Source organism: Cupriavidus sp. OV096 (genome assembly GCF_900115455.1).
Lineage (GTDB): Bacteria > Pseudomonadota > Gammaproteobacteria > Burkholderiales > Burkholderiaceae > Cupriavidus.
This window is the reverse complement of record NZ_FOWM01000006.1, coordinates 40,369-54,113: the sequence shown is the minus strand read 5'-3', so window position 1 is coordinate 54,113 and position 13,745 is coordinate 40,369. Positions and strand designations below refer to the sequence as shown.

General features: G+C 71.4%; 1 protein-coding gene. It reads left to right on the top strand.

Annotated elements, in window-relative coordinates:
• Positions 1-78: 78 nt before the first annotated feature.
• The gene (locus BM115_RS15070) at positions 79-13,728 is read left to right on the top strand and encodes a filamentous haemagglutinin family protein (protein WP_177219929.1); all 13,650 of its coding nucleotides are present in this window, start codon (positions 79-81) and stop codon (positions 13,726-13,728) included.
• Positions 13,729-13,745: the final 17 nt, after the last annotated feature.

Here is a 13,745-nt window from a genome sequence, read left to right as displayed (position 1 = left end):
CAGATTGCGAGAGGCGGCCCGCCAACGTTGCTTGACGGGATTGAGATCACCATGCAGATGCGCGCTCACAGCGGGAACATGCCTTCGCCACAACACGGCGGCGGCTTCCGGCTTCCGAATCCACGCCGCCGGCCGCTGGCCCATGCGATAGCGCTGCTGGTGGCAGCGGGCGGCATGCTCGATGGCGCGCACGCCCAGCAGGCCTTCAGCCGCGACTGGATGGCGCAGAAGAACATGATGCAGGGCACGGCGGCCGCCACCGGCCGGCTGCCCAACGGCATGCCGGCCTCCGCGCTGACCAACCCGTCCGCGCAGCAACAGCAGGCCAACCAGCAGCTTCAGCGTTCGATCCAGAACCTCGCCACCACCGCGCAGGCCATCGCCGCCATGCAGGCCGCGCAGGCTGCGGCGCGCAACGCCGCCGCGCAGGACCCGTCCGTCCCCGACGGGCTGGCCGAGGGCGGCCTCAAGGTCGATACCAACAGCCTGACGGCGGGCTGGCAGAACGCCCGGCCGCTGGACAAGGCCACCGGGCAGAAGGTTGTCGATGGCCGGACCGTGGTCTCCATCGAGCAGACCGGCGACCGCGCCATCCTGAACTGGGAAACCTTCAACGTGGGCCGCAACACCACGGTGGAGTTCCACCAGCAGGCCGACTGGGCGGTGCTCAACCGCGTGAACGATCCGCAGGCGCGGCCCAGCCAGATCCAAGGGCAGATCAAGGCCGATGGCACGGTGATGATCGTCAACCGCAACGGCATCGTCTTCAAGGGCACCAGCCAGGTCGACACGCGTAACCTCGTGGCCGCCGCCGCCGGCATGACCGATTCGCAGTTCCAGAAGGGGCTGTTCAGCGAGGCCAAGGGCAGCGGCTACGTGCCCACCTTCGCCAATGACCTGGTCTCGACGGCGACCGCTACCTCTTTCGGCAACGCCACCGGCGACGTGGTGGTGGAAGCGGGCGCCCGCATCGCCACGCGCACGCCGCAGAGCGTGACCGAGGGCGGCGGCTATGTGCTGCTGGCCGGCCGCGAGGCGCACAACCGGGGCACCATCGTCACGCCGAACGGCCAGACTACGCTGGCCGCCGGCGACAGCTTTGTGATTCGCCGGGGCATGGGCACCGACGCGAACAAGACGTCCACCACGCGCGGCAATGAGGTGGATGTGCTGCGCAACCCGGGCAGCACGGCCGGGCTGGTCACCAACGCCGGCCTGATCCAGGCCGCCACCGGCGACATCACGCTCAAGGGCCATACGGTCGAGCAGCGCGGCGTGCTGCTCTCCAGCAGCTCCGTCACCACGCGCGGCACGGTGCACCTGCGCGCCGAGGGCGATGACAAGAGCCGCGTGACGCTGGCGCCGGGCAGCGTCAGCGCCATCCTGCTGGCCGACAGCAACGAGACCGCGCTCGACGTGCAGCGCGACGCGCTGATCAAGGATTCCGCCACCGCCAGCGAGGGCGGCTACAACCGGCGCGACCAGTCGCTGGTGCAGATCGCCTCGGGCGGGGACGTGCTGTTCGACGCCGATTCGCTGGCGCTGGCCACCGGCGGACAGATCCAGGTCAATGCCGCGCGACGCACGCTGCTGGCCGATCGCGCCGTGCTGGATGTGTCGGGCGCGGTGGGCGTGCGCGTGGCGATGGAGTCCAACAACGTCGAGATCAACGTCCAGGGCAACGAGCAGCGCGACGCCCCGAACAACCGCGACTCCGGCAAGCTGAACAACACCACCATGTGGGTGGACCGGCGCTACCTCGTGCGCGTGCCGGCCGGCACCAACGGCGCCACCACGGACCGCTGGTACACCGGCGGCGGCCTGCTGGAAGTCAGCGGCTACCTGAACACGAGCGGCCACGGCATCGGCGAATGGGCCGCGCTGGGCGGCACCGTGCTGTTCGAAGGCGGCGAGCTGGTCTCGCGGGCGGGCTCGACCATCAATGTGGCGGGCGGCTCGCTGGACGTGCAGACCGGCAAGATCAAGCAGACCTGGCTGCGCGGCAGCGACGGCCAGCTCTACAACCTCGCCACCGCGCCCGGCGACATGACCTACGAGGGCGTGTATCGCGGCTTTGAGGCCGCGCACAAGCGCTGGGGCGCCAAGGCCACCGAGCAGTTCTACAACCCGTTGATCGCGCCGCGCGAGCGGCTGGAGAACGGCTACACCGTGGGCCGCGATGCCGGCCGCGTGGTGGTGTCCACCGCCTCGGCTGTGATGGAGGGCGATATCGACGCCACCGTCTATCAGGGCCCGCGCCAGGGCCAGGCGCGCGACGCCGGGCTGGACGGCTACCAGCAGTCCCAGATTGCCGCGCCGCGGCGCGGACAGCTGGTGATCGGCAAGTTGACGCCGCTGTTCGACCCCGCCACCAACACGATCCGGGAAATCCCGACGGCGGTGGCCGGGCAGGTCGACATTGGCGCGGTGCAGGGCATCGCGCAGGGTATCGCGCTCGAAGACGCGCTGCCGGCGGATCAGAGCGGCGGCCACATCCGTCTCGACGCCGGCTGGCTCAACGGGCTGGAACTCGGCGGCTTCACGGTCTTCGCCAAGGATGGCATTGCCGTGGATGCGCCGCTGGCCGTGGCGACGGGCGGCGCGCTGGGGCTGCATGCCACCACGGTGGACATCGGCGCGGACCTTACCGCGCGTGGCGGCACCATCGCGCTTGGGGACATCGTCAGCCGGGGCACCCCGGGCAACTGGATCGACCGGCCCGTCACCGACGCGTCCACCGGCACGGCAACCGTGACCGTGGCGCCCGGCGTCACCCTCGATGCGCGCGGCCTGTGGACCAATCTCAAGCAGGACCCGGGCAACATCGACGGCCTGCCCTATGTGAACGGCGGCTCGGTCACGGTCAGCAGCTCGGGCGACGTCACGCTCGGCGCGGGCAGCCTGATCGACGTGTCGTCCGGTGCGGCGCTGATGGCGGACGGCTCGCTGCGCGGCGGGCGCGGCGGCAATATCACGCTCCGCTCGAACCAGTATGACGTGGCCGGCACCGGCTCGGGCACGCTGCGCATGGATGGCGATCTGCGCGGCTACGGGGTGAACGGCGGCGGTACGCTGACCATCGACTCGGGGCTGGGCGTCGCCATCGGCGGCGGCCTGCTGGCCGAATCCGGCGTGCTGCGCGCCGGGGAATCGGTGCCGGTGCACCTGACGCTGGACCAGCCGTTCACGATCAAGGCGGGCACGGTGCTGCCGGTGGATTACACGTTCACGTCCGACACCGCTGCGCCGGGCCAGGTGTCGCCGGGCACCATCGCCATCGCGCCGAGCCGGCCGCTCACGCTCACCCAGGGGTGGGTGGTGCCGCCGGGCGTCGGCTTCAACCAGTTCGTTGTGTACGACACGAACGGCGCCTGGTACGCGAGCGGCACCACGGTGCCTGCTGGGACCGTGCTGGTGCGCACGCAGGGCGAAATGGGCGCCGGTTACGTGGTGCCGGGCAACGTGTTCCCGAACGGCATGCCGGTGGCGATGTACAGCACCACGGTCAAGGCGGGCACGGCGTTCCAGACCGACCATGCGATGGCCGCCGGAGACCGCCTGCCGGCTGGCGCGGTGCTTTCCACCGACGTAGCGGTCAAGCCGCTGCTGGTGCTGGATACCGACCTGTTCCAGACCGGCTTTTCGAAGTACGACGTATCGGGCCAGCAGGGCTCGCAGATCGCCAACGGCGCCACCGTCGACGTCATCATGCCGGTGCTGCGCCACGACACCACGGCGGCGCACAGGGTGCCCACCGGCGCGGACCCCTCGCAGGCGCTGGAGCGCTGGCTGCCGCCGCTGTGGGAGGAAGATCCGGTCCATGGCGTGCTGACGCAGCGGCGCGGCGCCGACCTCGTGCTGGGTGGCGGCAACGTCTACGGCCAGGCGCCGGTGACGGTGGGGCAGGGCGCCACGGTCACGGTCGATCCGGGCCACGCGCTGACGCTGCAGGGCAACGGCCAGATCACCATCGACGGTACGCTGAACGCCTGGGGCGGCAGCGTCGCCGTGTTGCAGACCGCGCTGGGCGTGGGCAATGCGGCGTCGCCGAGCGGCACGCCCGATGGCCGCTCGATCTGGATCGGCGGCGATGCCGTGATCGACGTGGCAGGCCGTGCGGTCACCGCGCGTGACGTGCAGGGCCGGGCCTATGGCGAGGTCGCCAACGGCGGCACCATCGAGATCGGCGCGCGCCACGTGGACGGCGCACGGGAGGTCGATGCGGCCGATGCCTTCGTGGTGGTGCGGCCCGGCGCGCGGCTGGACGCCTCCGGGGCGTCGGCAGTGGTGGACGTAGCCGGCGTCGGCCCGATCAACGTGGCCAGCAACGGCGGGGTGATCGCGCTCAGCTCGATGCGCGGCCTGTTCGTGGATGGCGACCTGCGCGCGGCAGCCGGTGGCGCGGGCGCGGCCGGCGGCACGCTGGCGATCAACCTGGAGACGCCGTCCTACCTCGGCGTGGACCGCAACACCCTGAAGGGCGCGGCCGTGGACGACGCGGTGCGTGTGCCGCGTGAACTGGTGGTGGCGCAGGTGCAGGGCGATAGCGGCCTCTCCGACGCGCTGCGCCCCGGCATGCGCGATGCCGCGCTGCGCTACGGCACCGCCCGTATCGGCGTAGACCGTGTGGCGGCCGGTGGCTTCGACAACCTGGCGCTGCTCGCCAACGGCCTGATCAGCTTCGATGGCGACGTGAACCTGGCCATGGGCCAGAGCCTGAGCCTGACCGCCAGCGCCATCGGCCTGGCCGAACAGGCTGCGGCCGGCACGCGTGTCAGCCTGGCGGCGCCCTATATGCGCCTCGCTGGCACCACGCGCAGCCAGGGCGAAAACGGCATCATGCCGAACCCGGTGCGCGGCTCCAAGAATTCCGGCGCGGCGGGCGGCACGCTCGGTGTGCCGCTGGTGGCGGACGGCACCAGCTTCCTGGCCGATGCGCAGTTCCTCGACATCGTGGGCGAGTTGAGCGTTGGCGCGCGCGGCGAGATCATCCAGAACGCCGTCGATCCGCTCAAGGTGGAGCGCGATGCCTTCGACCAGATGACGCTGCGCAGCGCCTCGGACATCCGCATGTCCGGCGCCGCGCTGCTGTACCAGCCGGGCGACCTGACGCTGGCCGCCTCGCAGATCTACCCGGCCATGCAGGACAGCGGCAGGGTCCTGGTCGGGCAGATCGACGGTGTCAACCAGTGGGGCAGCCCCATCCGCACCTTCGACCCGACCCGCGTGCTGAACATCGAGCGGGTGGGCGACGCACTCCCCGCCACGCCGTACTCGGTCTTCGGCACCCTGAGTCTCTCCGGCCCCACGGTCAACCAGGGCGGCGTCGTGCGGGCCCCGCTCGGCTCGGTCTCGATCGGGACCAGCGGCAACGGCACGGAAACCGGCGTGGTCAACGTGCTGCCCGGCAGCGTGACGTCGGTCAGCGCGAACGGGCTGGTGATGCCCTACGGCGGCACGCTGGACGGCCTGAGCTATATGCACGACGGCACGGACGTGGTGTTCCCCGGCGTGGGCGCGGGGCCGACCATCAACCTGACCGGCCACGCCATCGACGTGCAGCCGGGCGCGCTGCTGGACATGACCGGCGGCGGCGAGTTGACCGGCGCGGCCTTCCTGGCCGGGCGCGGCGGCTCCACTGACGCGCGGATGAATCCGCTGGTGCAGGTGTCGCCGAAGGGCGGCTTCACGCTGCCGGGCCTGGGCACCAATCCCATCTACGCCATCGTGCCGGGCGCGCAGGCCGGCTATGCGCCGATCGTGGCCGAGCACGGCGCCAGCGACCCGGCCATCGGCCGCCAGATCACCATCGGCGCGGGCGTGCCGGGGCTGCCTGCCGGCACCTACACGCTGCTGCCCTCGACCTTCGCGCTGCTACCGGGCGCGTTCCGCGTGGAACTCAACGGCGCCAGCCAGGCTGGGCTGGGGCAGGGACCGGCGCTGGCCATGCGCAATGGCTCGTACGCCACCTCCGCGCAGCTCGGCACGGCCAACACGACCCTCCGCGATGCGCTGCCGACGCAGGTCTTGCTGACCTCGGCCGACAGGCTGCGCCGGCTGTCGCAGTACAACGAGACGAGCTACGCCGAATTCGGGCTGGCGAACGCGGCGCTCAACGGCGTGCCACGGCCCATGCTCGAGCGCGACGCCAAGGGCCTTCAGCTCGAATTCATCGCCGATATCCAGGCCGGCAAGATCGGTGACGCGCCCGCGCTGCGCTTTGCCAGCGGCACCACCGCCTACGGCACGCCGACGGGCGGCTATGGCGGCAGCGCGCTGGTCGTCAGCAACTCCGGCGACTACGAGATCCTGGCGGCCGGCGCGACGCCGCGGGCGCTGCCCGGCGGGGATCTGTTGAACCAGATCTCGCTGCACGCGGACGACCTCAATGCCATCGGCGCCAACCGCCTCGGCATCGGCGGCCTGCCCGCCGTGGTGCGCGCCACCACCGGCGCACCGCGCGACAACATCGCCACCTTCACCGGCAACGCCCGCAACATCGTGCTGCGCGAAGGCGCGGTGCTCAAGGCCGGCGAGGTGTTCCTCGTCACCGGCGCCAAGTCCGGCGGCATCGTCATCGAGCAGGGCGCGGGCATCAACACGCTCGGGCAGGGCAAGGCCGCGTGGGATTCCATGGACGGCTACGTCTACGATCCGGCCCGGCTGTCCGTGCTGGCGGTGTCCAACGGCTGGCTGGACCTGCTGCCGCCTGCCATCGGCAATGACCCGGCGCAGGGCCCGGGCCGCATCGACATTGGCGCCTGCGCGGCGGGCGCCGTCTGCAACGGCACCACGCAGCTCTATTCGGAAGGCACCATCGCGGCCGCCACCGACCAGACTTTCGAGCTGCGCGACACGGCGCGCTACGGCACGCGCAACCTGACGCTGGCCGTGGGCGGCATCAACGTGGGGAGCGAGGCGTCGCTGGCCGCCGTGGCCGCGCGCAATGCCCTGACCCCGGGGCTGACCCTCAACCAGGGCGTGCTGGACCGCCTGCTGCGCGGCGACACCAGCGCGGGCGCGCCGGCACTGGAGAATCTGGTGCTGACGGCGCGCGACGCGGTCAATTTCTACGATTCGATCGAACTGTCCACCATCGACCCTACCACTGGCAAGTCCTCGCTGGAACGGCTGGTGCTGACCACCCCGGCCATCTACGGCCTGGGAGACGCCGACGCCCGCGCCCGCATCCGTACCGACACGCTGGTCTGGAACGGCACCAACACCGCGCCGGGGCAGGTGGCGGCCGGTGGCGCCGGCAACGGCAGCGGGCAGTTCATCGTCGATGCCCGCCAGATCGAATTCGGCTACGGCCCGGGCACCCGCCCGGACACCATCCACGATATGGACCGGCTGGTGCTGGGCTTCGGCGGCGTGGAGTTGAACGCCAGCGAACGCGTCACGGCCAACCAGACCGGCTCGCTCGCGGTCTACCAGACGCGCGGCGCCTGGGATGCAGCCACTAACGCCTACGCCTACAGCGGCGGCGACCTGACCATCCATACGCCGCTGCTGACCGGCGCGGCAGGCTCGGTCAACAAGATCCGCGCGGGCGGCGCGGTGAACGTGGCCGCGCCTGCCGGGGCTACCGCGCCCGCGCTGACGAATGCGGAGCTGATTGCCGCGCTGGGCGCGGAAGTCTCGCTCGCCGGACGCAGCGTGGCACTCGACACCACCGTGGCGCTGCCCAGCGGCAAGCTCACGGTGTCCGCCGAGGGCGATGTCGTGCTCGGCGATGGCGCCCGGCTGGACCTCGCCGGCCGCAAGGTCGATTTCTTCGACGTCAGCAAGTACAGCTGGGGCGGCGACGTGGTGCTGGAAAGCCAGTCCGGCAACATCCTGCAGACGGCTGGTTCGCGCATCGACCTCTCCGCGCTGGAGAACCGCGCCGGCAAGCTCACCGCCGTGGCGGTGGGGGCTGGCGCGGGCACGGTGGACCTGCGCGGTGCCATCGCCGGCGGCAGCACCGGCTACTACGATGCGGGCGGCACGTGGGTGCCGTACGCGGCCGGCGGCGCCGACATTCGCGGCCAGCACGTGGCCGACTTCACGGGCCTCAATCAGCGCCTGACGGCGGGCGGGGTCACCGGCAGCCGCAACTTCCAGATCAAGCAGGGCGACCTGACGGTGGGCGACGAACTGAAGGCGCGCGAGATCAGCGTCTCGGTGGATGGCGGCCGCCTCGTAGTGAACGGCACCGTGGACGCCAGCGGCGAGCAGGTCGGCAGCATCCGCCTGGCCGCGCGCGATGGCGTGACGATCGGCGGCGGCGCGCTGCTGGACGCCCATGGCCGCGTGCTGCGCGTGGACAGCTACGGGCAGGTGATCGAGGCGCCGAACCGCGCCGTGATCGACATCAACGCGGGGCAAGGCCGGCTGACGCTGGCGGACGGCGCGCGCATGGACGTGCGCGCCGGCACCGACGGCACGCCGCTGTCGCTCGGCACGGTGGAGCTGAGCGCCCGCCGGCTGGGCGGCGCCACCGGCAACGACGTCGACATCGACGCATCAGGCAGCGTGCGCATCGACGGCGCGCGCGCGATCACCGTCAACGCGTTCCAGACCTACAACGACGCGCCGCTGGTCTCCGGCGGCACGGCCGATGGGCGCGACTACCAGTCCATCACCCAGGGTTACCTGGACCAGAAGCACGCGGAGAGCCTGACCTTCATGGGCAACGCGCTGGCCAACGGCGACCTGATGACCCGCAGGCTGGCCGGCCTGCGCACCTACGCGGACGCGTTCCACCTGCGCCCGGGCGTGGAGATCGTCTCGATCACGCCCGATGGCGACCTGCATATCGACGGGGATATCGACCTGTCCGGCTACCGCTACGCGAGCGTCAACCCGCATACGCAGCAGACCGGCGTGCGCGGCTCCGGCGAGGCGGGCGCGCTGGTGATGCGTGCCGGCGGGGACTTCAAGATCTTTGGCAGCGTGTCCGATGGCTTCGACGGCGCCGCGCTGCCCGTCACGCCGGACGACAACGGCTGGATGCTGGTCAAGGGCCGCGTGCCCTGGGGCGGCGACGTGGTGGTGCCGACCGACGGCAAGGTCACGCTGGCCGACGGCACCTTCTTCCAGCCGGGCCGCGCGCTCAACTACGCCTTGCCGATCCAGGCCATGAGCCTGCGCGCCGGCACCGAGCTGCCCACGCGCGCCACGCTGACAGCGGACCTCGTGCTGCCGGCCGGCACCGTGCTGGGCGGCGCCATCCGCGACGGCGCGGGCAATGTGGTGCATCCGGCCGGCACGGTACTGTCTGCCGCGCTCACGCTGACCACTGGCATGCAGCTCGACGCGGGCAACCGCCTGCCGGGCGCCGCGCATGTGGCGGCCATGACGTGGCCGGCCGGCGTGCCGCTGCCGTTCCCCGATGGCGCCGTGGTGGACATGCCCACCTACGGCCCGGTCAACGGCGTGGTGCTGGCGGGTGACCTGATGCTGCGCAAGGGCGCCATGATCCCGGCCGAAACCGTGGTGAAGCTGCCCGGCGACGCCACCACCGTGCTGATGCGCGACGCGGATGCCAGCGGCAACCAGGGCCGCACCTGGGCGCTGGCGCCGATGCTGGAGCAGGGCTCGCAGGCGTGGTCGATGCGGCTGGTGGGCGGCGCCGACCTCACGGCGGCCGACACCCGCGCGCTGCAGCCGCGCAGCACGCGCGGGCAGCTCCTGCTGGCCGATACCCACTACGGGCTGGCCCAGCAGACCGTGCTCAAGCCGGGCACGGGCATCCCGGGCAAGTACATCTGGGGGCCGGAGGCCTGGATGTTCGGCGAAGTGCCGGGCACGCCGATCAACCTCGAGGCGTATGGCGGTGAGGAAGCAGTGGCGGGGCTCAACGACCTGGGCCTCGGCATCCTCGTCGAGAAGATCGCCGATGGCACGCCGCCGGTCTATGAGGACAAGATGATGCCGGGGCGCCAGCAAATGTTCAGCGTGCTGCGCACCGGCACCGGCGACCTCGACCTGCTGGCCGCGGCCGACTTCACCATGACCTCGCCGTTCGGCGTCTATACCGCCGGCACGCAGGCGGCCGGCGTGGGTGCGGCCTATAACCAGGCGCGCGCCAGGGGCGCGGACGGCACGCTGCTGGGCGCTAACGGCGCCTACCTCGAACCGTTTATCAACGGCGGCGCGCAGAGCACGTACCAGGCGTGGTATCCCGAGCACGGCGGCAACGTGCTGGTGCGCGCGCAGGGCGATGTGCGCGGCGACATCATCGGCACCAAGCCGGGCACCATCCGCACCGACGACGCGCTGGGCCAGATGCGCATCCACTTCGACACCTCGGCCGTGGGCGGCTGGCTGTGGCGCCAGGGCACCGGCAGCGCGGCAGCGCCCGGCGAGGGCGTGCCCACGGCGTGGTGGGTCAACTTCGGCAGCTATGTGGCGGCCAAGGACGACCAGTACGCGGTGCAGGGCACCCTGCCGTTCCTGGTGGGCTTCACCGGTATCGGCACGCTCGGCGGCGGCAATCTGGTGATGGAAGCCGGCGGCAACGCCGGCATGCTGGAATCGCGCATGGGCAATGGCGCGCCGGTGCTCTCGCGGAGCCAGGGTCTGGTGCTGGCCGTGGGCAGCACGGGCCGCGTCTCGGCCGATGGCAGCACGCTGACGCAGACCGGCGGGGGCGACCTCGACATCCGCATCGGCGGCGGCCTGAACCCGGTGGCGGAAGTCCGCAACCAGCCCGAGAGCAATGGCGAGATCACGCCGCTGACCCGCTTCTCGAATCCGCGCCTGGACCTGAACAGCACGTTCGTCAACCTGCGCGGCGCGCTGCGGCTGGAAGCCGGCGCCGTGGGCGGCATCGAGCTGCGCTACGACCGTGCCGATCCGATGGAGACGCGCGCCTACCAGCCCTATGTGGCCACCTCGTCCATCGCGGGCGGCGGGCCGGTGCTGGTGGTGGGCGATGCCGGCGTGCGCATCGAGTCGCGCGGCGACCTCGTCATCGGCGGCGTGGCGGATCCGGGCCGCGTGGCCCAGTTCCACAACGGCACGCCGTTCACGCTCGACGGCACCGCGCAGGATGGCGAGGGCTGGAGCTGGTTCTCGCTGTGGACGCCGTCCACCGCCATCGACCTGTTCAGCGCGGGCGGCAACCTGACGCCGTCCACGTCGTGGACGGACGACCGGGACCGCAGCAACCATAGCGCCACCGACGGCCGCTTCGTGATGCCGTCGATCCTGCGCGCGGCGGCGCCCAACGGCAGCCTGTACTACGGCAACGCGAGTTCCGGCCGGGTCAGCAACAACAGTCCGGAGCAGTCGCCGGTCGGCCTGATCCTGGCACCTTCGCCGGTGAGCCCGCATTTCGCGGTGACGGGCACCGGCGCGCTGGAGCTGCTGGCTGGCGATTCGATCTACGCCGCCGGCTACTCGGTGACCCAGTCCGGCGCCAATCCCACGCTGCTGCCGAGCCCGTTCAACCCCGGCTTCCTCGGCGTGGTCGGTACCGCGTGGTACGGCCAGCACGTGGTCGGCAATATCGACCCGCAGGGTCTGGCGCCCAGCGTGCTGTTCTCGAAGGGGGTGGAGAGCGAGCAGGCGTATCCGCTGTTCAGCCTCACGTCGCCCACCGCATCCGGCTATACCCGCGAGGGGCAGCCGCCCGCGCGCTTCTATGCGAACGCGGGCGATATCGTCGGCCTGCGCACCGGCGCCATCATCTACGTGGGCAGCCTGACGGGCACGGTAGGCACCCAGAGCCCGTTGTACGAGGGGGGCGGGCCGGTGGCGATCCGCGCGGGGCGCGATATCGTCAACGCCGGCACGCCGCTGGGTACCTTCGCGATGGCACCGGAAGACGCGCTGGGCTGGTTCGGCCAGTACTACAGCTCCGAGCCCGACGCGCCGCTGCGGCCCACCCGGAACACGATCGCCACCACGCGCGGGAACCTGATCGTGCATGGCAACGACGATGACATCTCGGTGATCTCGGCGGGCCGCGACATCCGGGGCGGCAGCTTCTATGTGGCGGGCCCCGGCCTGCTGGAAGTGACCGCCGGGCGTGATCTCTACCTGGCGGACAAGGGCGAGCTGCGCAGCATCGGCGCGGTGGCCGGTTCGGCGCAGCACGACCGCTCGAACGGCGCGGCGATTGCCGTGGCCGCCGGCGTGGGCGCCAAGGGGCTCGACGGGCTGGGCTTCGACGCCTTCGCCGCGCGCTACCTGGATGCGGCCAATCAGGCCGACAGCGGGCGCCCGCTGGCCGATCAGCCGGGCAAGGCCGTGACCACCTACGGCGGCAAGCTGACGCTGGGTGACTGGCTGCGCGCCGAGTTCGGCTACACCGGCGACGAGGCCGGCGCCCCGGCCTTCCTGGCCGCCCGGCAGGCCGAGCTGGACCAGTCGCGCAAGGCGGCGCTGGCCGCCGGCACCGCGGCGCCCAGCCGCGACCTGCAGCGCGAATACGGACTGGCCGGCCAGCTACACCTGGTCAACTGGCTGACGGACCGCTTCGGCGGCAGCAACGGGCTGGGCGTGCATTTCGATGCCGCCACCATGGACGCGCGGCAGTTCCTCGCCGCGCTGCCGCCGGAACAGCAGCGCGCCTACCTGCGCAACGTGTATTACGCGGAACTCAAGGCCTCGGGCCGCGAGTTCAACGACGCCACCGGTCCGCGCGCGGGCAGCTACCTGCGTGGCCGCGAGGCCATCGCCACGCTGTTCCCGGGGCAGGCGGCGGACGCTCAGGGTGACTATCAGGGCGACCTGACGATGTTCAGCAGCGCGCGGTTCTACCAGAGCGGGCAGGACAACCTGGACGGGCGCTTCACCACGCGTCCCAAACCGGGCATGAAGTACCTGAGCAAGGCCGAGTGGCTGGCTGCGGGCAGCCCCGGCAGCGTGCCGTTCTACGACGTGCTCGATGCCGGCATCCACACCGACTTCGGCGGCGACATCAGCGTGTTCACGCCGGGTGGCCGTACGTTGGTCGGCGTGGACGGCGGCTTCGTGCCGGGCGAGGGTTCCGGCGTGCTGACGCAGGGCGCGGGCGAGATCCAGATGTATGCCCGCGACAGTATCCTGCTGGGCCAGAGCCGCATCTTCACGACCTTCGGCGGCAATATCCTCGGCTGGTCGGCGCAGGGCGACATCAACGCGGGGCGCGGCTCCAAGTCCACCGTGGTCTACACGCCGCAGCGGCGCACGTATGACGACATCGGGCTGGTGGCGCTGTCACCGACCACGCCGAATACGGGCGCGGGTATCGCCACGCTGAACCCGATCCCGGAAGTACCGCCGGGCGATATCGACCTGATTGCGCCGCTCGGCACCATCGACGCGGGCGAGGCCGGTATCCGGGTCTCGGGCAACGTCAATCTGGCGGCGCTGCGGGTGGTCAATGCGGAGAACATCCAGGTGCAGGGCAAGGCGGCGGGCATGCCGGTGGTGGCGGCGATCAACGTGGGGGCGTTGAGCAACGCCAGCGCGGCGGCGTCGCAGGCGGCCAGCGCGGCGCAGGATGCCGTGCAGCGCGACCGCGCGGCGGCGCGCCAGGGCTTGCCGTCGGTGTTCACGGTGCGGGTGCTCGGCAACGGCAATGAGGGCGACGGCAGCGCCGGCGCCTACGCGCCGCGAGGACGCGAAGGCGCCAGCGCCACGCCGCCGAAGTACGATCCGCAAGGCGTGGTGCAGGTGCTGGGGCAGATGGACCTGGGCGAATCGCAGCTGCGCATGCTCACCGCCACGGAGCGCAAGAACCTGGAGCGCTAAAGGACCGTACAGCGGCC

Coding starts and splice junctions, on each gene's coding strand:
- BM115_RS15070 (WP_177219929.1), top strand. CDS start 79: ATGCCTTCGCCACAACACGGCGGCGGCTTCCGGCTTCCGAATCCACGC.